This window comes from Nocardioides ganghwensis, from assembly GCF_014779655.1.
Classification (GTDB): domain Bacteria; phylum Actinomycetota; class Actinomycetes; order Propionibacteriales; family Nocardioidaceae; genus Nocardioides; species Nocardioides ganghwensis.
Genome location: NZ_JACXYX010000004.1, coordinates 32,291 through 52,692 on the forward strand (window position 1 = coordinate 32,291; position 20,402 = coordinate 52,692).

General features: G+C 73.6%; 19 protein-coding genes and 1 pseudogene. 10 read left to right on the top strand and 10 right to left on the bottom strand.

Features of this window, described 5'->3' with window-relative positions; translation table 11 throughout:
• Window positions 1-40: 40 nt before the first annotated feature.
• From IEZ24_RS05775 to IEZ24_RS05785, 3 genes are all read right to left on the bottom strand, one after another.
• Window positions 41-739 carry a GAF and ANTAR domain-containing protein gene (locus IEZ24_RS05775; protein ID WP_129456498.1) on the bottom strand — a complete coding sequence of 233 codons (699 nt, stop codon included), beginning with the start codon at window positions 737-739 and terminating at the stop codon, window positions 41-43.
• 69 nt (window positions 740-808) lie between these two features.
• Window positions 809-1,507, bottom strand: a complete 699-nt coding sequence (locus tag IEZ24_RS05780) for a GAF and ANTAR domain-containing protein (protein WP_129456499.1) — start codon at window positions 1,505-1,507, stop codon at window positions 809-811.
• Window positions 1,508-1,516: 9 nt separating this feature from the next.
• Window positions 1,517-2,758: an ROK family transcriptional regulator gene (locus IEZ24_RS05785; protein ID WP_129456500.1), complete on the bottom strand. Its 1,242-nt coding sequence runs from the start codon at window positions 2,756-2,758 to the stop codon at window positions 1,517-1,519.
• An 89-nt stretch (window positions 2,759-2,847) separates the two neighbouring features.
• Here IEZ24_RS05785 and zwf point away from each other — a divergent pair, with 89 nt between their 5' ends.
• Genes zwf through IEZ24_RS05805 form a run of 4 tightly spaced genes read left to right on the top strand, consistent with a single transcriptional unit; the run spans window position 2,848 to window position 8,162 of the window.
• Window positions 2,848-4,326, top strand: a complete 1,479-nt coding sequence (gene zwf, locus IEZ24_RS05790; RefSeq protein WP_129456501.1) for a glucose-6-phosphate dehydrogenase — start codon at window positions 2,848-2,850, stop codon at window positions 4,324-4,326.
• Entirely contained in the window at window positions 4,323-6,239 is a 1,917-nt protein-coding gene (gene edd / locus IEZ24_RS05795) for a phosphogluconate dehydratase (protein ID WP_129456502.1), read from the top strand. The genes zwf and edd overlap by 4 nt, the downstream gene beginning before the upstream one ends.
• A complete protein-coding gene (gene eda, locus IEZ24_RS05800; protein WP_224744924.1) occupies window positions 6,223-6,876 on the top strand; it encodes a bifunctional 4-hydroxy-2-oxoglutarate aldolase/2-dehydro-3-deoxy-phosphogluconate aldolase in 654 nt (217 codons plus the stop codon). The genes edd and eda overlap by 17 nt, the downstream gene beginning before the upstream one ends.
• Window positions 6,877-6,914: 38 nt before the next feature.
• Window positions 6,915-8,162, top strand: coding sequence for a glycoside hydrolase family 16 protein (locus IEZ24_RS05805; protein WP_129456503.1), 1,248 nt, complete (start codon window positions 6,915-6,917; stop codon window positions 8,160-8,162).
• A gap of 69 nt (window positions 8,163-8,231) precedes the next feature.
• On the opposite strand, the gene IEZ24_RS05810 is transcribed toward IEZ24_RS05805, so the two are convergent.
• From IEZ24_RS05810 to IEZ24_RS05820, 3 genes are all read right to left on the bottom strand, one after another.
• Window positions 8,232-8,486: a hypothetical protein gene (locus tag IEZ24_RS05810; RefSeq protein ID WP_129456504.1), complete on the bottom strand. Its 255-nt coding sequence runs from the start codon at window positions 8,484-8,486 to the stop codon at window positions 8,232-8,234.
• A 64-nt stretch (window positions 8,487-8,550) separates the two neighbouring features.
• Window positions 8,551-9,810 carry an MFS transporter gene (locus IEZ24_RS05815; protein WP_129456505.1) on the bottom strand — a complete coding sequence of 420 codons (1,260 nt, stop codon included), beginning with the start codon at window positions 9,808-9,810 and terminating at the stop codon, window positions 8,551-8,553.
• Window positions 9,811-9,943: 133 nt separating this feature from the next.
• On the bottom strand, window positions 9,944-10,924 hold the full coding sequence (locus IEZ24_RS05820) for an Acg family FMN-binding oxidoreductase (protein ID WP_129456506.1): 981 nt from the start codon (window positions 10,922-10,924) through the stop codon (window positions 9,944-9,946).
• Between the two features lie 374 nt (window positions 10,925-11,298).
• Here IEZ24_RS05820 and IEZ24_RS05825 point away from each other — a divergent pair.
• The 6 genes and pseudogenes from IEZ24_RS05825 to IEZ24_RS05850 all read left to right on the top strand — a co-directional run.
• Window positions 11,299-12,156: pseudogene (locus IEZ24_RS05825) on the top strand (GAF domain-containing protein); the annotation flags it as partial.
• Window positions 12,116-12,916: an erythromycin esterase family protein gene (locus tag IEZ24_RS05830; RefSeq protein ID WP_397190525.1), complete on the top strand. Its 801-nt coding sequence runs from the start codon at window positions 12,116-12,118 to the stop codon at window positions 12,914-12,916. The pseudogene IEZ24_RS05825 and the gene IEZ24_RS05830, both read left to right, overlap by 41 nt.
• A gap of 65 nt (window positions 12,917-12,981) precedes the next feature.
• A complete protein-coding gene (locus IEZ24_RS05835; RefSeq protein ID WP_129456538.1) occupies window positions 12,982-13,503 on the top strand; it encodes a fluoride efflux transporter FluC in 522 nt (173 codons plus the stop codon).
• Window positions 13,500-13,871 carry a fluoride efflux transporter CrcB gene (gene crcB, locus IEZ24_RS05840; RefSeq protein ID WP_129456507.1) on the top strand — a complete coding sequence of 124 codons (372 nt, stop codon included), beginning with the start codon at window positions 13,500-13,502 and terminating at the stop codon, window positions 13,869-13,871. The genes IEZ24_RS05835 and crcB overlap by 4 nt, the downstream gene beginning before the upstream one ends.
• 34 nt (window positions 13,872-13,905) lie before the next feature.
• Window positions 13,906-15,501: a glycosyltransferase family 39 protein gene (locus IEZ24_RS05845; protein ID WP_129456508.1), complete on the top strand. Its 1,596-nt coding sequence runs from the start codon at window positions 13,906-13,908 to the stop codon at window positions 15,499-15,501.
• Window positions 15,498-16,733 carry a polysaccharide biosynthesis protein gene (locus IEZ24_RS05850; protein ID WP_129456509.1) on the top strand — a complete coding sequence of 412 codons (1,236 nt, stop codon included), beginning with the start codon at window positions 15,498-15,500 and terminating at the stop codon, window positions 16,731-16,733. Before IEZ24_RS05845 ends, IEZ24_RS05850 begins: the two co-directional genes overlap by 4 nt.
• Here IEZ24_RS05850 and IEZ24_RS05855 read toward each other — a convergent pair.
• From IEZ24_RS05855 to IEZ24_RS22250, 4 genes are read right to left on the bottom strand one after another with little or no spacing between them, the layout of a single operon-like run.
• Window positions 16,702-17,436 (bottom strand): class I SAM-dependent methyltransferase, encoded by a 735-nt coding sequence (locus IEZ24_RS05855; RefSeq protein ID WP_242498580.1) that lies wholly within the window; start codon window positions 17,434-17,436, stop codon window positions 16,702-16,704. The genes IEZ24_RS05850 and IEZ24_RS05855 overlap by 32 nt on opposite strands.
• Window positions 17,437-17,447: 11 nt before the next feature.
• Window positions 17,448-18,638 (bottom strand): dTDP-4-amino-4,6-dideoxygalactose transaminase, encoded by a 1,191-nt coding sequence (rffA, locus tag IEZ24_RS05860; RefSeq protein ID WP_129456510.1) that lies wholly within the window; start codon window positions 18,636-18,638, stop codon window positions 17,448-17,450.
• A 50-nt stretch (window positions 18,639-18,688) separates the two neighbouring features.
• Window positions 18,689-19,450 (bottom strand): sulfotransferase family protein, encoded by a 762-nt coding sequence (locus IEZ24_RS22245; RefSeq protein ID WP_165356176.1) that lies wholly within the window; start codon window positions 19,448-19,450, stop codon window positions 18,689-18,691.
• Window positions 19,447-20,397, bottom strand: coding sequence for a glycosyltransferase family 2 protein (locus tag IEZ24_RS22250; RefSeq protein WP_165356177.1), 951 nt, complete (start codon window positions 20,395-20,397; stop codon window positions 19,447-19,449). Before IEZ24_RS22250 ends, IEZ24_RS22245 begins: the two co-directional genes overlap by 4 nt.
• Between the last annotated feature and the right edge of the window lie 5 nt (window positions 20,398-20,402).

The window sequence follows — 20,402 nt, forward strand, 5'->3', positions numbered from 1 at the left end:
GAGGCGTGCTTCATGGCCGACGCGTGTGGGGGTCCTCACGTCACTCGTCGTGCAGCCCGACGACGACGCGCGCCAGCCGGACGACCGGGATGCCGGCGCGGACGGCGGCGTCCTCGAGCTGTGCCCGCGCCTCTTCCACCGGGATCTCCCGCTGTGCGGCGATGATGCCGGTGGCCGCGTCGAGCACCGCCCGCTGCTCGAGCCGATCGGGCGCGTGCCGTGCCGAGGTGCGGGTCGAGAAGGAGAGGTCGGCGTTGGTGACCGCACCGGGAGCCCACGCCCCGAAGACGCGCGCCAGTCGCTCGTGCCTGTCCACGAAGGTGTCCGGGGCGGCTCCGTAGAGGTTCACGGTCGCGACGACCTCGGCGTCCCGCACCACGGGGAGGGTGAGGGTGCTGTGGATGCCCGCCGCGGCGCTCGCCCGGGCGAACTCCCGCCACCGGGGCTCGCTGAGCAGGCCGTCGGGCGAGGTGGCGATGCCGTGACCGAGGTCGATGGCGTCGACGCACGGACCGCTGGCGACGTACTGCACCGCGTCCAGCGTTGCGATCTCCTCGTCGGTCGCCACCAGCGTGAACGTGGCGTCGAGCTCACGGGAGGCGAGGCTCACGCCGACCAGCCCCGGCGCCACCTCGCGGGCCCGTTCGGCGGTCTTGAGCAGGCGATCCCTCAGCTCGAGGTCGTCGATGGAGGCGTCGAGCTCGTCGAGCGCCTGGAGGGTCTCGGGGATGGGTTCCACGATCGTCCGTACCCGCGAGCGCGCGCCCCATCCCCGGGTGCCCGTGGCTCGGCGGTGACAGGTGACCTGTCAGCCGCGCCGGGCGCTCTCGTTGGTCGCGTCCACGAGCTCCGTGGCGACGTCGCGCAGCTTGTGGTTGCTCGACGAGGAGGCACGCACGAGGAACTGGAAGGCGCGGTCCTCGTCGATGCCGTAGCGCTCCATCACGATGCCGATGGCCTGCCCGATCACCTTGCGCGAGGCGATGGCCTCGCTGAGCTGGTGGTGCTTCTGGGCGTGGCCCAACGCGATCGAGGCGTGGGTGGCGAAGAGCCTGGCCGCGTGGATCGCGTCGGGGGCGATCTCCTCGGACGTCGTCGAGTAGAGGTTGAGCCCGCCGATGGTGCGGCCGTCGTCGTAGAGGTGCAGGCCGAGCTGCGAGCGCAGCCCGTGCTGCACGGCGCGCGGCACGTAGCGGGGCCAGCGCTGGTCGTGGCGGATGTCCTCGGCGACCACGTCCTCGTCGTCCCTGATCGACTCGTAGCAGGGACCTTCGTGCAGCTCGTACTGGAGCGTGTCGAGGTCCCACACCAGCTGGCCCGTCCCCGACCTGGTCTCGATCGTCCCGTCGCGGTGCGTGACCGAGATGCCCACGTGGTCGAAGCCGGGCACGGACGTGCGCGTGGCCTGCACGATCGAGTCCAGGGTCTCCTGCAGGGTGCTGGGCTGGTTGATCGCGGCAGCGGCGTGCGTCAGCGCCTCGGCGAGCGGGAGCGGGGTGTCGGCCATCGAACGATCCTAGACCGCGTCCGGCCGGGCAGCCTGGCGCGCCAGTGCCGCGTCGACGGCGCGGGGGGAGAGCACGGAGTCGAGGGCCAGGCGTACGCACCCGACCACGCCGGCGCGGTCGCCGTACGCCGCGGGGACGACCTGCAGGTCGCGGCCGGCGAGTGCGGTGGTGGCGCTGAAGACGCCCTCGCGCAGCCCGGCAGAGAACGTGTCGAACGCGCCCGCCATGTCGCCGCCGACGACGACGACGCGCGGGTTGAGGACGGTCACCGTCGCGGCGAGCGCCTCGCCGATGTGGCGTCCCGACTCGCGCACGACCGAGCGCGCGCGACCGTTGCCGCGACCGGCGGCGGCGACCAGGTCGCGCACGTGGTGGACGTCCTCGCCCTCGGCGCGGAGCCGCTCCACCAGGGCCCACCCGCTCGCCACGGTCTCCAGGCAGCCGGTCTCGCCGCACCGGCAGCGGAGCCCGGCGGCGGCGGGGACCTTGACGTGGCCGAGCTGGCCGGCCGCGTCGCGGTGCCCGCGGACCAGGCGGCCGTCGGCGACGAGGGCGAGGCCGATGCCGGTCGAGGCCTTGAGCACGAGCGCCTCGTCGTGCTCGTGCACCGTCGGCTCCGCGTCGGCGCCCGCCAGGGGCATCTGCGAGAGCGCCATCACGCGCATGTCGTTGTCGAGCGTCAGGGGAGCCGCGGTCACCTGTGCCAGCCAGGGCGCGAGCGGCACGCCGTCCCAGCCGGTCAGTGCAGGCGAGTCGACGCTCATCGCCCGGGCCGGGTCGACGGTGCCGGCCAGCGACATCCCGACGCCGCGGACGTCGTCGCCCGTGCGTCCGAGGTCGCTGAGCATCTGCTCCAGCCGCGCGACGACCAGTGGCATCAGGACGTCGGGGCCCTGCCCGGTCTCCTGGTCGAGGCTGGCCGAGGCCAGCTCGGCGCCGTCGAGCGAGCTCACGGAGAGCTGGGACCGGCTGCGGCCCACGGCGACGGCCAGGACGAGACCGGCGTCGCGGTTGAGCACGAGGGTGGTGGCGGGCCGCCCACCGGTCGCGGACTCCTCCTCGCCCTCGAGCACCAGGCCGGCGTCGGCCAGTGCCGACAGCCGCGCGTTGACGGCCGTCCGGGACAGGCCCGTCGCCCGCCCCAGCGCGCCGCGGGTCGCGGCCTGCCCGGAGCGGATCAGGGCGAGGACCTCCCCGGCGGTGGCGGCTGGACTGGAAGGGGAGGCAGCCGGCGCGGGAGTGGTCGTCATGGTGCCGCGATTGTGGCACTGCCAAATATGTCTTGAAAAGACGCAAGTTCCGTTGCATCGGAACAGAAGCATCCGTACGGTGGTGCGCCATGGACCCGCTCACCCCGGTCGACCCCTGCGACTTCACCGTCTTCGGTGGCACCGGCGACCTCGCCCTGCGCAAGCTGCTGCCCGCGCTCTACCTCCGCGACCGCGACGGGCAGCTGCCCGAGGGCTTCCGCGTCATCGGCGTCTCGCGCGCCGAGGTGGACGACGACGGCTACCGCGCCCTCGTGGCGGACGCGCTGCGTGAGCACGTCGCAGCAGCCGACCTCGACGCCCCCGTGGTGGAGCGACTGCTCGCCCGGCTGCACCACGTCACGCTCGACATCGAGGACGTGGCCGCCTGGCACCAGCTCCACGACCGGCTCAAGGACGGTGCCGCGTCCGACGACGTGACCCGGGTGTTCTACCTCGCGGTCGCGCCCGGTCTCTTCGGCACCATCTGCGAGCACCTCGACGAGGCCGGGCTGGTCACCGAGCGCTCGCGCGTCGTGCTGGAGAAGCCGATGGGCAGCGACCTCGCCACCGCGCAACAGGTCAACGCCGCGGTCGGCCGCGTCTTCGACGAGTCGAGCATCTTCCGCATCGACCACTACCTCGGCAAGGAGAGCGTGCAGAACCTCCTGGTCACCCGGTTCGCCAACACGTTCCTCGAACCGCTGTGGAACAGCCGGTGGGTCGACCACGTGCAGATCACCGTGTCGGAGTCGATCGGCGTCGGCGAGCGCGGCTCCTACTACGACCGCTCGGGCGCGCTGCGCGACATGGTGCAGAACCACCTGCTGCAGCTGCTGTGCCTGGTGGCGATGGAGCCCCCGACGTATGTCGACCGCGAGACGGTGCGCGACGAGAAGCTCAAGGTGCTCCAGGCACTGCGGCCGATGACCCCCGAGCTCGTCGACCGCGACACCGTCGCCGGCCAGTACGCCGCCGGGCTCTGCGAGGGCCGTCCAGCGGCGTCGTACGCCGACGAGGTCGGGCACACCAGCGGCACCGAGACGTTCGTGGCGCTGAAGACCGAGGTGCAGAACTGGCGCTGGGCGGGCGTGCCGTTCTACCTGCGCACCGGCAAGCGGATGCCCGAGCGGGTCTCGGAGATCGTGGTGGTCTTCAAGGAGCCGCCGCACGCGATGTTCCCGCACAGCGAGGGCCCGACCGAGGCCAACCGGCTGCACATCCGCGTCCAGCCCGACGAGGGCATGCGGCTCCACATGACCGCCAAGGAGCCTGGTCCCGGCGGCATCCGGCTGCGGCCGGTGTCGCTCGACCTCAGCTATGCCGCGGCCTTCGGCACCCGCTCGCCCGACGCGTACGAGCGCCTCCTCATGGACGTGGTGCGCGGCAACACCACCCTGTTCATGCGCCGCGACGAGGTCGAGGCGGCGTGGACGTGGGTGGCCCCCATCCTCGAGCGCTGGTCGCAGCCCTCGCACCGGCCCCGGAAGTACCCGGCCGGCACGCACGGTCCCGTTGCCGCCGTCACGCTCCTCGAGCGCGACGGCCGATCCTGGCAGGAGACAGAATGAGCACGCCCAGCAAGGCCAGAAGCAACCCCAGCAAGCCCGGCATCGACCCGGTGGTCGCCGAGGTCACCGAGCGCATCGCCCGGCGCAGCGCCGACACCCGCGCGGCCTACCTCGCCCGCACCGACGCGGCGATCGACAAGGGTCCGGCCCGGGGCAGGCTCGCCTGTGCCAACCTCGCCCACGGCTTCGCCGCCGCCGAGGAGCCGGTGAGGTCCGGCCTGCGGTCCGGTCGCAAGCCCAACGTCGCCATCGTGTCCGCCTACAACGACATGCTCTCGGCGCACCAGCCCTTCCGCGACGTGCCCGAGGTGCTGAAGAAGTCGATCGTCCGCGCCGGTGGCCTGGCCCAGTTCGCCGGTGGCGTGCCCGCGATGTGCGACGGCATCACCCAGGGCCGCGCCGGCATGGAGCTCTCGCTCTTCAGCCGCGACCTGATCGCCATGTCGACGGCCGTCGCGCTCTCGCACGACATGTTCGACGCCGCGATGATGCTCGGCGTCTGCGACAAGATCGTGCCCGGCCTGCTGATCGGGGCCCTGTCCTTCGGCCACCTGCCGACCGTCTTCGTGCCGGCCGGCCCGATGCCCTCTGGCCTGCCCAACGCGGAGAAGGCCCGGGTCCGTCAGCTCTACGCCGAGGGCAAGGTCGGGCGCGAGGAGCTCCTCGAGGCCGAGTCGCAGTCCTACCACTCGGCCGGGACGTGCACGTTCTACGGCACGGCCAACAGCAACCAGATGCTGATGGAGGTCATGGGCCTGCACCTGCCCGACGCGACCTTCGCCAACCCCGGCACGCCGCTGCGTGCTGCCCTGACGCGCGCGGCGGGGGACCGTACGGTCGCCATCACCGCGGCCGGTGGCGAGCCCACCCCGGTCGGCCACCTCGTCGACGAGAAGGCGGTCGTCAACGCGTGCGTCGCGCTGCTCGCCACGGGCGGCTCGACCAACCACACGATGCACCTGGTCGCGATCGCCGCGGCGGCCGGCATCACCCTGACGTGGGACGACCTGTCCGACCTGTCGGCCGCCGTCCCGCTGCTGACGCGGATCTATCCCAACGGTTCGGCCGACATCAACCACTTCGTCGCCGCTGGCGGCACGCCGTTCCTCGTGCACACGCTGCTCAAGCACGGCTACCTCCACGACGACGTGCTCACGGTGTCCGGGCGCGGACTGTGGCGGCACACCCGCGAGGCCAGGCTCGACGGCGCCGGCGACAGGGCCGGGATCGTGTGGGAGGAAGGACCGAAGTCCTCGCTCGACACCGACGTCCTCCGCCCGGCCGACGACCCCTTCGCCCCCGACGGCGGCCTGCGCATGCTGTCGGGCCGCCTCGGCCGCGCCGTGGTCAAGACCTCGGCGGTCAAGCCGGAGCACCGGGTGGTGACGGCGCCGGCGATGGTCTTCGACGACCAGGCCGACTTCCTCGCCGCCTTCGCCGAGGGCCGCCTCGACGGACGCGACCTCGTGGCCGTGGTCCGCTACCAGGGCCCCGCCGCCAACGGCATGCCCGAGCTGCACAAGCTGATGCCCGCCCTCGGCGTGCTCCAGGACCGCGGCCAGCGGGTCGCGGTGGTCACCGACGGTCGCATGTCCGGTGCCTCCGGCAAGGTCCCCGCCGCCATCCACGTGACGCCGGAGGCCGCGCTCGGCGGTCCGCTGGCCCGGGTGCGCGAGGGCGACCTCGTGACCGTCGACGCCGAGACCGGGGTCCTCGAGGTCGAGCTCGCCGACGCCGAGTTCGAGCGTCGCGAGGCCACCGGCCGGGCGCCGCACGACGTCGAGTGGGCCGGCACCGGGCGCGAGCTGTTCTCCGGCTTCCGCGCCATCGTCGGCACCGCAGAGACCGGCGCCAGCGTCATCCGTCCCCTGCCCGCCCCCACCGAGGAGGCCCCCGTTGTCCAGCCTGTCTGACGTCCGGGCACGCCCCGTGCCCGCGTCGCTGCTCTCGCTCGTGCCCGTGGTCCCGGTCGTCGTGCTCGACGACCTCGCCCACGCCGTACCGGTGGCGCGCTCGCTCGTCGCAGGCGGTCTGCCGGTCATCGAGCTGACCCTGCGCACGCCTGTCGCCCTCGACGCGATCCGGGCGATCGCCGACGAGGTGCCGGAGATCCTCGTCGGCGCCGGCACGATCACCTCGCCCGAGCTCGTCGGGCGGGCCGTCGATGCGGGCGCGCAGTTCCTGGTGTCGCCGGGCACGACCCCGACGCTGCTGCGGGAGCTGGGTGGCTCGGGCGTCCCGTTCCTCCCCGGCACCGCCACGGTCTCCGAGGCGATGGCCGTGCTCGAGGCGGGCTTCTCGGAGATGAAGTTCTTCCCCGCCGAGGCCTCGGGCGGCGCCGCCTTCCTGAAGTCACTCGCCTCGCCGCTGCCGGCCGCCCGGTTCTGCCCGACGGGCGGCATCACCGCGACCTCCGCCACGGCGTACCTCTCGCTGCCCAACGTCGGCTGCGTCGGCGGGTCCTGGCTCACCCCGGCCGACGCGCTCGCCGCCGGTGACTGGGACCGCGTCACCTCGCTGGCGCGGGAGGCCGCGGCGCTCGGGGGCTGATCCGACAACCAACCGGGGGACGGTGGCGTCACAGTGGCATGCCTCCCCGATCGCTCATCCTCCGCGCGGCGACCGCGCTCGTGCTCCCGGCCTCCCTGCTCGCGTGGTCGGGGACGGCCACGGGCGAGGTGACCGCGTCGACCGAGGCGGCCGAGGAGGCGCCCGCGAGCGTCTCGGTGCGCGCCACCCGGCACCAGAGGATCCGGCTCGAGGTGCTGCCGCAGCTCGTGCAGCCCGGCGGCCGGGTCGCCAGCCCGGACGCGGCGCGTACGGCTGTGACGGCCACCCTGCGGCCGGTCATCCCGGGCCGGCGGGTGCAGCTGCAGGTGCGCGAGGAGCACGGCGCCGACCTGCCCGCGACGTGGCGCGCGGTCGCCGTCACCCGGCAGGACCGCTGGGGGAGGGCTCAGTTCGCGACCACGGCCTCCGTCGGGGGCGAGGCACTGACCTACCGCGTCAAGGCGATGGCCTCGGGCCGAACGGGGCCGATGAAGAGCAACCCGGTCAGCACCGCCCGCTGGCTGCGGCCGACGTGGACCGACGAGTTCTCCGGCTCCCACCTCGGACCGACGTGGAACCACCGCGGCCGTGACTACGCGCCCACGAGCCGACGCTCGTGCGCCAAGGGTGACCCGAGGGCGGTCAGCGTCAGCGGTGGGTCGGTGCGGTTGAGCGTCATCGCGGACCCCGACGCCACCAAGCGCTGCCGCATCCGGAGCCGCGACGCGCGTCCCGGCCGGTTCGCGTACCGGCTCAACGGCCACATCGGCACCGAGGGTGCCTTCTCGTTCCGCTACGGCATCGCGGCGGCGCGGGTGAAGTTCCACCGGCTGCGTGGGCAGCACGGCGCCTTCTGGATGCAGCCCGTCGACGGGATGTACCCGGGCGCGGCCGGCAACGAGATCGACGTCGTCGAGTACTTCGGCGACCGCCATCCCCAAGGCGGGCTGGCGTCGTTCATGCACCGCTACGAGGGCAAGCGCCGCATCCCCTCCGGCGGCTGGATCCCGAACTCGCGCTCGTTCCTCAGCGGCCGCCACGACGGGTGGTCGAAGAACTACCACGTCTTCTCCGTGGAGTGGACGCCCCGGCAGCTCGTCTTCCGCATCGACGGAAAGGAGACCGGCCGGCTGCGCGGCAAGATCTCCGCGGTGCGCCAGTTCCCGATCCTCAGCCTGCTCGCGGCCGACTACGAGATCCCGAAGATCGGCGAGCGCCGCCTGCCCCAGCACATGTACGTCGACTGGGTGCGGGTGTGGGAGACGGGGGACGAGCAGACGCCATGACGCACGGCGAGGACGTCATGGCGAGCGGTCGTCAGGGCGACCGCCTCTCATGACGTCAGTGTCGGCGTCTCAGCCCCGCCCGCGCAGCCCGCGGTAGAGGTCGATCTCGCTCCGGAGCCGGTGGGGGAGCGGTACGCCGGCCGCGGCCAGCGCGTCGGCGTACGCGTCCAGCGCGTCGAGCAGCGCCTGGCGCAGCGCCTGCTGCTCGGCGAGGCGCTTGTCGTGGCGAGCGCTCTCGAGACGAGCGCGTGCCGAGTGCACCTCGTCGAGCAGCACCGTGAGGTGCTCGTGCCGACCCGGATCCGAACGACGCCCTGCGTACACGTGACCATCCGACCTGGTCCAGCAGGCTGGGCGGGGGTGCACCAACGTCGTGGACCTCTCCAACCTAGCCGGTCCGCACCACCGTGGCTGAGGAATCGAGGGCGGGCGCGTCCGCGAGGACCGGCGCCGCTGCCGTGCGGAGGCGTCGCTGCTGGGTGGTCATCAGCCCGGCCGCGAGCACCGTGGCGCCGACGGTGACGGCGAACGCCGAGGTCGCGCCCGACTGGTCGGCGAGGCGTCCGGCGAGGCTGGAGCCCAGCGCGTAGCCCAGGCCCGTGGCGCTCGCCAGCGTCGTCATCGCCGCGCCCACGCGGGCCGGCGGCACCACGCGCTCGGCGAGGGAGAACACGGCGATCATGTAGGGCGCCACGGCGACACCGAGGACCAGCACGGTCACCGTCGCGGTCGCGAGCGAGTCGACGACGAGCAGCGGCAGCGACAGGGCGAGCAGCGCCCACGCCGCCACCAGCGCGCGCCGCTCGTGGCCGATCCGCTCGGGCACGTACGCCGTGGCGAGGCCGGCGATCGCGCTGCCGATGCCGAGGGTGGCGTGCACGAGGCCCGCGACGCCCGGCGTACCGGCGTCGGTGGCGAGGACGGTCGCGCCGGTCTGGGTCGCGCCGAAGAGCATGCCGATCGAGACCTGCGCGCCGACGAGCACCAGGAACGCCGCGCCCAGCAGCCGGCCGGAGCCGGCGGGCCGCTCGGCGGCGTGGGTGAGACGGGCCGAGGGGTCCAGCGCGAAGGCGGACCCGAACACCGCGAGCAGCACGGCCGCGAGCAGCATCGCCCCACCGGGCGAGAAGGCCGCGACCGAGAGGCCGACGAGTGCGGGACCGATGGCGAAGGACGCCTCGTCGGCAGCACCCTCGTAGGAGAACGCGGCGTCCACGAGACGACGCTGGTGCGTGCCGGTCGTACGCGTCATCGGTCGCCACCTGACCCGGGCGAGGGGACCGACCTGGGGGAGGAGCAGGCCGGTGGCCGCGGCGGTGAGGACCACGGTCGTCGGCGCGGCGTCGCCGCCCACGACGGCGACGAGCAGGGCCAGCCCGGTGGCACCCAGCAGCGACTGGACCAGGACGACGGGTCTCTGGCCGACGCGGTCGGCGAGAGAGCCGGCGACCGGTGCGCCGACGGCGTTGGCGACTGCCAGCGCACCGGCGCTCAGGCCACCGAGGCCGTAGCTGCCGGACGCGGTCGAGACGAGGAGGAGGGTGCCGAGCTGGCTCATCGCCAGCGGGAGGCGGCCGACGAACGCGATCAGCACGTAGGTCGGGCCGGCGAGGTGGAGGAGTCGTCGGTAGGAGGCGAGAGGGGTCACGAGGGTCCTTCTGGGTGCGTCGGTACGACGCGCCGAACCCACCTCCAAGACGCGTGAAACCCTCTGCAGCACCATCATACGAGCCCGCGACATCGTGCCGGGAATCGCCGGAGTGCCCCGTCGCCGGGGGGTGTCAGGCCAGGTCGAGCACCTCGTCGACCGGGCGTCGAGGAGTCCTCGGCTGCTCGCTGCGGCCGATCTCCTGCCACCCGATGCGGGCGAGGAGCAGGGCGTGGCCCGCGCCGCCGAGGACCTGGTGCCGGAGCGCCTCGCGGACCTCGTCGACCTCGGTCGCCTGGGACAGGGGGACGACGGACAGGCCGAGGGTGGTGGCCGTCAGCCACAAGGCACTCAGCCCCTCCCCGGCCCGCAGCCAGCTTGGCGGGTCGTCGTTCTCGGCGTGCAGCACCATCAGGCTGTCGGCGTCCCGCAGGTCCTGTCTTTCCAGGTCGGTGTCGGGCACGGACTCGTAGCGATGGGGATGGGCGTCGGCGCGCACGCCTGACCTGGTGAGGACCGCGGCCGGGATGCCGTCGGGCGTCCGGCGATCCACCCACGCGTCCCGCTCCTCCGCCGTCCTGCGTGACCGCGCCTGCAGGGCGCCGGCCTGCAGGACCAGCCGCTCGGCCCGCAGCCGGTCACGGGCGTCGGTGACCACCGTCGCCTCAGCGCCCCACGCCCGGGCGACGTCCACGAGGTGCGCGAGACGGTCCTGCGGGATCGGCCACGAGGTGAACCGGCGCCGATCGGTGAAGCGGACCTCGACCGCCTCGAGCAGCGCGGCGGCGTCGTGCGGCGGCGCGGCCGGCTCGTGCTGGATGCGGGCCAGCAGGCTCGCCGCGGGTCCCTCGGGGTGCCGTACGACCGTCGAGGACCACCCGAGGGCGCCGGCCACGACCTGCGCATGGTGGAGCGCCGCACCGCAGCTGATGGTGGCGCTCCTGCCGTCGGGATCGGTCGCGAGCAGGCGACGCGCGGGATCGAGGTGGAGCTCGAGGCAGCCGCCGGTGGCCCGCCACCGCCACGGCTGGGTGTTGTGCACGCTCGGCGCGCGCGTCGCTCCGTGGACGACGCGACGCAGGACCGGCACCGGAAGGGGGCGGGATCGGGACATGGGGCCTGACCTCCGGGGCGGCGTGGGTGCTGGGCTCGGGACGGAAGCGCTGGGTCGACCCTGCCCGCACCGCGGCCCCGAGCGCCACGGCCGTTGGTCCCGGGTCACCGGGCCTCTGGACGGTCCGAACGTCCACGGGCTACCGGCCCGACGTCCCGGGCAGTAGTCTCGGAGGCCAGCACTTATGGAGGGCGGTGCACCCCACGGACGTCGGTGGCGAGAACCCTCGAGACGTTCCGCTGGAGGAGGTCGACTTCGACCGCCTGCTCCGCGAGGTGCTGGCCCGCGTGCACGGGGTGCTCGACGAGCAGGACAGGCTCCGGCACCTGCTGGACGCGGTGGTGGCCATCACGTCGGAGCTCTCGCTGAACGGGGTGCTGGAGCGCATCGTCCGGTCGGCGAGCACCCTCGTCGGCGCCCGCTACGCGGCCCTCGGCGTCCTCACCGAGGGCCCGGACCGGGGGTTGCGCACGTTCGTCCACCACGGACTGGACGAGGAGACGGTCGCGCGGATCGGCGACCTGCCGACCGGGCACGGCCTGCTCGGACTCCTGATCGACGACCCCCGACCGATCCGGTCGACGGACATCGCCTCCCACCCGACCTCCTACGGCTTCCCCGACCACCACCCCGCGATGTCGTCGTTCCTGGGAGTGCCGGTCCGGACGCGGGGCCGGGTCTTCGGCAACCTCTACCTCACCGAGAAGGCCGGCGGGCAGGACTTCAGCGACATGGACGAGTCCGTCGCGGTCGCGCTGGCCGCCGCGGCGGGGGTGGCGATCGAGAACGCCATGCTCTACGAGGTGGCCGAGCGGCGCCAGGCGTGGTTGAGCGCGACGGCCGAGATCGCCTCCCTGCTGGCCGACGACGCGGCCGCCCACCGTGCGCTCCAGGCGGTGGCCGACCGCGCCCGCGAGGTGGCCGGTGCGGACGCGTCGTGGGTCGTCACCGGTGCGGATCCCCAGGACCTGCACCTCGAGGTGGTCTCGGGGCCGCCGATCGACCTCGAAGCCGTACGCGCCCTGCCGATGGAGGCGTCGCTCGCGAGCATCGTGGTGCGCACCGGCGTCCCCCTCTCGGTCGAGGACGTGGCGTCCGACCCGCGCGCCGTCGATCCGTCCTCCGTGGACGGCTGGCCCAGGCTCGGTCCGGTGCTGGTCCTGCCGTTGCGATCGGGCTCGGACGTGGAGGGTGTCCTTGCGTTGGCCTGGACGAGCGAGCGACTCGACGACTTCCGGCAGGTCGACCAGGCCCTGCCGGCCGGCTTCGCCGAGCAGGCCGCGCTCGCCCTGCGGGTCGCGAGGGTCCGCGGGGACAGGAGGCGGGTGTCGTTGCTGGAGGACCGCGACCGCATCGGTCGGGACCTGCACGACCTGGTCATCCAGCGGCTCTTACTACCGGGTCATGGTGCGCGGCGACCGCGCCTCGTGGAACATCCGCGACCGGCACATGGCTGCCACCATCGCCCGGCTCGCACGCCACCACGGTCCGGGCTCGAGAGGACTCGTCTGGGAGCACAACACCCATGTCGGGGACGCCCGCGCCACCGACATGGCCGCGGCCGGCCTGGTCACCGTGGGGCAGCTGGTGCGCGAGGCCCACGCCGCCGAGGGCGTGGCCCTCGTGGGGTTCGCGGCGCACCGGGGGTCGGTGGTGGCGGCGAGCGGGTGGGGAGAGCCCGAGCGCGTGCTGCCGGTCCCCGACGCCGTACCAGGCAGCCACGAGGACCTCCTGCACCGTGCGCTGGCGGCTCCCGCCGTGCTGGACTTCGGTGCCGACCGCAGCGGCCCGTGGCTCTCGGCGCGGAGGGGGCACCGGGCGATCGGCGTCGTCTACGAGCCACGGCAGGAGCGGGGCAACTACGTGCCCACCGTCATGGGTGGGCGGTACGACGCGTTGCTGTGGTTCGAGCGAGCAGAGGCGTTGCGACCGCTGCACCACGAGGCTGCCCCGCGCGAGCCCGAGCTCGAGACCGAGCCGACCGGGTTCTGACCGCCCGTCCAGGTTGGGCGACGCGCGGTCCTCGCGGACGCGGCAGCGACTACAGTCACGCCGCGATGGAGAACCACGAGACCCGCCCTCCCGGACCGCCGCGCGGCCTGCCGATCGACTCGGACACCGCCGGCGACACCGTCGCCGAGGGCCGGCACCGGTGGTGGGCGTTCGTCCGGTCGCACGCAGACGTGCTGGCGGTGATCAGCGCCGGAGGTGCACTGGGGAGCCTCGGCCGCTGGAGCGTCGACGAGCTGCTGCCGTGGTCGGGGACGACGTTCCCGTGGGCGACCTTCCTGGTCAACGTCTCCGGTGCCCTCGCCCTCGGGGTGCTGATGGTGCTCGTGGTCGAGGTGTGGCCGCCGCGGCGCTACGTACGCCCGTTCGTCGGCGTCGGCGTGCTCGGCGGCTGGACGACGTTCTCCACCTACGTGCTCGAGGCGCGCGACCTGCTCGCCGCGGGCCGGGCGGCAACGGCGTTCGCCTACGTGGGCGGGTCGCTGGTCGCCGGGCTCGTCGCGGTGTGGCTCGGCATCGCCGCGGCACGCCTGCTGGCGCCCGGGTCGCGCCGGGAGGGAGCGCGGTGACGGTCCTCATGGTGCTCCTGGGTGGTGCGATCGGCGCCCCGCTGCGCTACCTCGCCGACCTCTTCGTGCAGTCCCGGCACGACAGCGTCTTCCCGTGGGGCACCTTCACCGTCAACGTCGCGGGCTCACTGGTGCTGGGCGTCACCGCGGCCACGGTCGTCGAGCTCGACTCGCCGTCGTGGGTGCTGGCGCTCGTCGGCACCGGGATCTGCGGGGCCCTGACGACGTTCTCCACGTTCGGCTACGAGACCGTCCGCCTGCTCGAGGAGGGATCGGTCTCGGCCGCCGCCGCCAACGGCGTCGCGAGCATCGTCGTCGGGCTGGGAGCATGCGCGGGCGGCTTCGCGCTCGTCGCGGCCGTCCTCTGACCTCCGGGCCGCGCCCGATCCGTAGGGTGTCCGCGTGTCCACTCGCCCCGACCGGCCCGACACCGACCGGCCTGACACCGTTCGGCCCGGCACCGACCGACGCAGTGGGCTCGCGCGACTGCGCTCGGGTGACCCGCTCGTCCTCGTGGTGGCCGCGGTGTCGGTGGTGGTCTACGTGCTGCACGGCTTCCACGGTGCCCTGACGCGCGACCTCGGCATCTACAGCTACGCCGGCCAGCAGGTCGCCGAAGGCGTGCCTCCCTACCTCGGCGTCCTCAACCGTGCCGGCCCGCTGGCCCACGTGCTGCCGGGGGTCGGGGCGCTGGTCGCCCGCGCCGGCGGGTTCGACGACCTGGTCACGATGCGCGTGGTCTTCATGCTGATGGCGGCGGCAGCGGTGTGCCTCGCGTACCTGCTCGGCCGCGACCTCTTCCGCTCCCGCGCCGGCGGCCTGGTGACCGCGAGCGCGATGCTGGCCTTCCACGGGTTCATCAACTACGCGTCCAACGGGCCGCGCGAGAAGACCCCGATGGCGTTGTTCGTCCTCGGCGCACTGTGGGCGGTCACCCATCGCCGCTGGTTCACCGCGGGCGTCCTGACCAGCCTCGCCACGCTCTGCCTCCAGACGGCCTTCTTCAGCACCTTCACCGCCGTGGTCGCCGCCGTCCTGCTGCTCGCGCACGGTGAGCGGCTGCGGTCGCTCGTCAAGGTCGCGGCCGGCGGGCTGGTGCCCGTTCTCGTCCTGGGCGTGTGGTTCGCCCTCGCCGGGTCGCTGCGCGCGACGTACGACGGCTTCTACGGGATCAACCGGCGCTACACCGTCCCCAACCCGCTGACCACCGACCGCGAGCTGGTCTGGGAGGACCTGCAGGCGGCCTACGGGGTGTCGGTGTGGCTGCTGCTCGCCGGGCCGGTGCTCCTCGTGCTGGTCTCCCTGGCGGCGGTGTCGCCGCGCGCCCGGACCGCGCGGCCGGGGCTCGCTGTGCTGCCCGCGATGACCGCCGGCCTCGCGGCCGGGCTGTGGTGGATCCTGCAGGAGTACGACGCCTGGGCCGACCTGTTCCCGCTGCTGCCGTTCGCGGCCCTGGGCCTGGGGGCGGCGTACGCCGTGGCGGCCCACGGGCTGGCACCGAGGTGGCAGGCAGCGTCGGCGGCGGCGCTGGCCGGGGCCGCGGTGGTCATCGCCCTGGTCTACGCGGTGACGAGCAGCGACGACCTGCTCGACGACCAGCGGGAGGCGACGCGGGCGGTGCTCGCCGCGCTCCCTGAGGAGGCGACGATCACCTCGGTCGAGGCGCCCCAGCCGCTGGTGCTCACCGGCCGCACGAACCCCACGCGCTACCAGATGTTCCGCAGCGGGCTCCAGGACTACATGGAGGACACGTGGCCCGGCGGGCTCGTCGGGTTCCAGGAGGACCTGGTCGCGGACGGCCCCGACCTCGTCGCGGTGGGGGAGACGGTCTCGCGCCGCTGGCGCGCGTCGCTGCAGCCCGAGTACGTGTACGTCGGCAGCGCCCCGTTCTGGGACTGGTACGCCCGCGCCTCGCTGGGTGACGACACGATCGCGGACCTGCGGACGGCGGCGGGCTACGACGCCGACGACCCCCTGGCCGAGCCGCTGGTGCCATGAGCCGCGCACGCCGCACCCGGCGCAGGGCGCCGCTCCTGCTCGCCGCCGGCTCGGTGGTGAGCGGGGTGCTGGCCTACGTGCTCTTCGCGCTCGTCACGCGCGGCCTCGGTGCGTCCGCCGCGGCGCCCGTCTCGGTGCTGTGGACGGTCTGGGCGCTCGCGGGCGCCGCCTTCACCTTCCCGCTGCAGCACTGGATCACCCGGTGCCTGACGGCGGGTCGCGAGCAGGACGTACGGGGCTCGGGGCGCCGGGTCGGTGTCGTCGTGGCGGTCACGGCCGTCGCCGCGGGCGGGCTCGCCTGGGTGGCGCGGGACCGCCTCTTCCACCGGGACGACGCCTGGTTCCCCGTACTGGTCGCGCTGGTGGTCGTCGGCTCGGCCGCCGTCGGCGTGCTCCGCGGGGGCCTGGCCGGCCGGGGCCGGATGGCGGCGGTGGCGTGGAGCCTCGTCGCGGAGAACGCGCTGCGCTGCGTGCTCGTCGCCGTGCTGCTGCTGGCGCAGGTGGACGATCCCGTCGCCCACGGGCTGTGCCTGGTGGCCGGGTCGCTGGTGGCCCTCTGGCCGGGAGCCTGGCGGTTCCGTGCGGCGGGCGAGGAGCGGGCCCGCTCCCTGGCGTTCCTGGGTGGCGCCGCCACGGCCCAGCTGCTGGCCCAGGGCGTGCTGACCGGGGGGTCCGTGGTGCTGGCACTGCTCGGCGGCTCGCCCGCCCAGGTCACGGCGATGTTCGCGACGCTCGCGCTGTTCCGCGCCCCCTACATGGTCGTGCTCGGCACGCTGCCCCAGGTCACCCACCACGTCACCGGGCTCGTCGTCGAGGGCGACCTCCGCGCGCTCCGTTCGCTCGCGCGAGGCCTCGCCGTGCTGGGTGCAGCGACCGTGGCACTGGGCGCGGTCCTCGGCCTCGTCGTCGGACCCCAGCTCGTGTCCGCGGTCTTCGGTGGCACCGTCGAGGTGGCCCCGGACATCGCCGGGGTGGTCGCAGCGGGCTGCGCGCTGGCCCTGGTCAACGTCGTGCTCATGGTGGGAGCCCTCGCGCTGGACCGCCCGGGCCGGGTCGCCGGCGCGTGGGGCCTCGCCGTCGCCGCAGGCGCGCTCGTGCTGGTGCCGACCGCGTTCGGGGCGGCCGAGCGCGTCGCCCTCGCGTTCCTCGCGGCCGAGGTCGTCGCGACCGTGCTCCTCGCCCTCGCAGCCTCGTCGGTGCTCAGGCATGAGCGGGCCGGGACGGCGGCTTGAGGGCCGCGACGAGCACGGACGAGCCGAAGGGCAGGTCGCGACGGCGCAGGACGCGCGCCTCCGCACGGCACACACCCGTGAGCGCCCGGTCGACGCCGGGGGAGACCTGGGGCAGGCGCGCCTCGCCCGGGCGCGCCGGACGCACCCGCCGCACCAGGCGCTCGGCGGCGAAGAGCGGGAACACGCCCGCGAAGGCGTACGTCGCACGCAGCACGTGCACGCCGGCGCCCTCCACCAGCTCGACGAACGCCGGCCGCGTGTAGCGGCGGTGGTGGCCCGCCCGGACGTCGTGGTCCGACCACGCCCACTGGTAGGCGGGGACCGAGAGCAGCATCCGCCCGCCCGGCGCCAGCACGCGTACGAGCTCGGCGACGGCGCGGGCGTCGTCCGCACAGTGCTCGACCACGTCGAAGGCCGAGACCACGTCGAAGGTCGCGTCGGCGAAGGGCAGCTCGGTCGCCGACCCGACGACCCCCTCGCCGGGCCGCAGGCCCTCGGGGAACAGGTCGAGGCTCACGTGCTGCTGCGCTCCGCGCATCCAGCCGACGCTGGGTGCGTCGGCGCTGCCCACGTCGAGTGTCCGCCGCGGGGCGGCCAGGTGGGGAGACATCACGGCGTCGAGCAGTCCGGTCCGGGCGCGGTGCCACCAGTAGCCCTCGCAGCGCAGCGACGACGAGCCGGGCTGCGCCTCCGGAGCGTCCACGGTCGCGGCCCTCACCGGGTCGGCAGGGTCGCGGTGCACGCGTCGGCGAAGGTGGCCACGACCCGGTCGAGGTCGGGATCGGACAGGTCGTTGTAGAAGGGCAGGCGCAGCAACCGGTCGCTGACGTCCTGGGAGACCGGGCACTCGGTCGGTCGTACGGCGAACGCGCGCCCCGCGTCGGAGGTGTGCAGCGGCTGGTAGTGGAAGGTGGCCTGCACGCCGGCCTTGCGCATCAGCTCGAGCACGTCGTTGCGCCGATCGCGGTGCGGCAGCAGCACGTAGTACATGTGGTGGGCCGCCTGCCGGTCCTCCGGCACCCGCATCACCTCGAACTCCAGCTCCCCGGTGAGCGGCGCGAGCGCCGCCTCGTAGCGCTCGTGCAGGCGTCGGCGCCGTCCCTGCACCAGCTCACGCTGCTCGAGCTGCCCCAGGAGGTAGGCGGCCAGCACGTCGGAGAGGCCGAACGAGGAGCCGGTGTCCTTCCAGGTGTACTTGTCGACCTGGCCGAGCATGAACGCGTGGCGGTTGGTGCCCTTGTCGTAGAGCACCCGGGCGCGGTCGACGTCCTCCTCGTCGTTGAGGACGAGCGCGCCGCCCTCGCCGCAGACGAAGTTCTTGGTCTCGTGGAAGCTCAGCGTGGCGAAGCGACCGAGGCTGCCGAGCGGCTCGCCACGCCACGCGCCGAACAGCCCGTGCGCGTTGTCCTCGACGAGGCGCACGTCCGGCCACGCGGCCAGGACCTCGCGGATCCCCTCGACGTCGCACGCGACCCCGGCGTAGTGCACGATCACGACCGCACGCACGTGCTCGTCGAGCAGCGTCGCGAGGTGTGCCGGGTCGAGGCCGAGCGTCAGGGGCTCGATGTCGCAGAAGAGCAGCCCCGCACCCTGCCGCGCGAACGCCAGGCCGGTGCTGGTGAACGTGAAGGACGGCACGATCACCGTGTCACCCTCCTGGAGGTCCATCAGCATGGCCGAGAGCTCGAGCGCGGCGGTGCACGAGGTGGTCATCAGCACCTCCGCGGACCCGGTGTCCGCGGCGAGGATCTCCGCGGTGCGCCGCGCGAAGGCGCCGCCCGAGGAGAGGTGGCCGCTCCTGACGGCCTCCTGCACGTGATCGAGCTCGCGGCCCACCACGGACGGGACGTTGAACGGGACGTCCCGGAGCTCGCCCGGCTGGTCGTCGAACTGCTGCTGTGCCATCACCGGCACCTCGCTCTCGTCACGTCTCTGGTCACTGGTCCGGTCACGGCTCACGTCTCGACCTGCCACGGCAGCGGCCGCCCCAGCTGGGCGGCCAGGCGGGTGTTGCTGTCCTGGAAGTACCCCTCGAGCGCCTCCTTCACGCCTCGATCCAGCGTCGGCACGTCACCGGGGCTCGCGTTGACCGCCGCGGCCGGAGGAGCAGGCGTACGACCCGGGTCGAGGCCGAGGGCGTCCACGAGCGCGGGCAGCACGCCGGGGTCTCCCAGCAGCTCCTCGAGGAAGAGCACGTGGGTCGTCGTGGGGAACGTGGACAGCCAGGGGGCGAGCTGCTCGGCGTAGCGCCCCCGGCGCACGTAGGCGAACGGCGACACCGACGACCGCTGGGGGTCCCACGGCTGGTCGTCGTGCAGGTCGGCGAGCAGGGCCTCCTCGAGGTCCCGGGTCTCGAGGCCGTTGGCGGTGCTGAACCGCCAGTGGGAGACCGCCCGGCGTACGGGGTCGCGCAGCAGCGCCACCACCTCGACCTCGCCCAGCATCCGAGCGGCCCGCTCCGGCGCGTCGGGGTCCTCGAGGTAGCTCGTGCTCTTGTCGCCGAGCAGGTCCTCGTCACGGACGTGCGCGAACCAGGTGCGGTGGTACCACTCCGAGCCCCTCGCGGTCAGCGCATCGTCGCAGAAGACCTTGGGCTCCGGCGGCGACGGGCTGGCCATCGCGACGTCCGGGTGGTCGCCCAGGCTCCGGCTGAGGAACGTCGTGCCGCACCGCTGCGCGCCGACGACGAGGAGGTGCCGGTGGTCGCACCCGCTCACGACGACACCCGTCTTGCGACGTGGTAGGAGTGCACGGTGCTGACCGCGTTGAGGGTCCGCACGACGTACTCGCCCAGCATCGAGAGCAGCATGATCACGAAGCCGTTGAGGACGGCCAGCAGCACCGCGATCGTCGTCCACCCCGGCACCTCCGAGTCCACGAACAGCGACCGGACGAGGTAGAAGAGGCCGAGGAGGAAGCTTCCGCCGGCCACCGCGAAGCCGACGCCCGCGGCCGCGCGCAGGGGGAAGACGGAGTAGCTGAACAGGATGGTCAGCACGAGCGAGGCGATGCGCCGCAGGCCGTAGTTGCTGGTGCCGACGGGGCGCGGGTCGTGGCGCACGAGCACGTCGGCCGGGTTGCTGGAGAACATCAGCGCCTGGCCGGTGATGTAGGGGTGGGCGGTGCGCGCACTGCAGATCCGCTCGACGACGTCGCGGCGCAGGATGCGGAAGTTGGACACTGCGAGACCGGGCGGCTGGTCGAAGACGCGGCGGTTGATCATGCTGATCGCCCGGCTGCCGAGCCGTCGGTAGCCCCGGGCCTGCTTGCGCTCGAAGCGACCGAAGACCACGTCGTGGCCCTCCATCGCCTTCTCGATCAGCAGCAGGGCCTGGTCGGGCGGGTTCTGGAGGTCGTCGTCGAGGGTGATGACGAAGTCGCCCGTCGCCTCGCGCATGCCCGCCACGTTGGCGTGGTGCTGGCCGTAGTTGCGCAGCAGGTCGAGCGCGACGACGTGCGGCGACTGCCGCGCCCGCTCCGCGATGACCTCCCAGCTCGCGTCGCGGCTGCCGTCGTTGACGAGGACGACCTGGTGGCGCAGCCCCGCGCGCTCGAACACCTCGAGGACGGCGTCGATGGTGCGTCCGACCACGTCCTGGCTGTCGAAGACGGGGATGACGACGGAGTAGGAGTAGTCGGAGGCGTGCAGCGGGGTGTCGACCACACTTC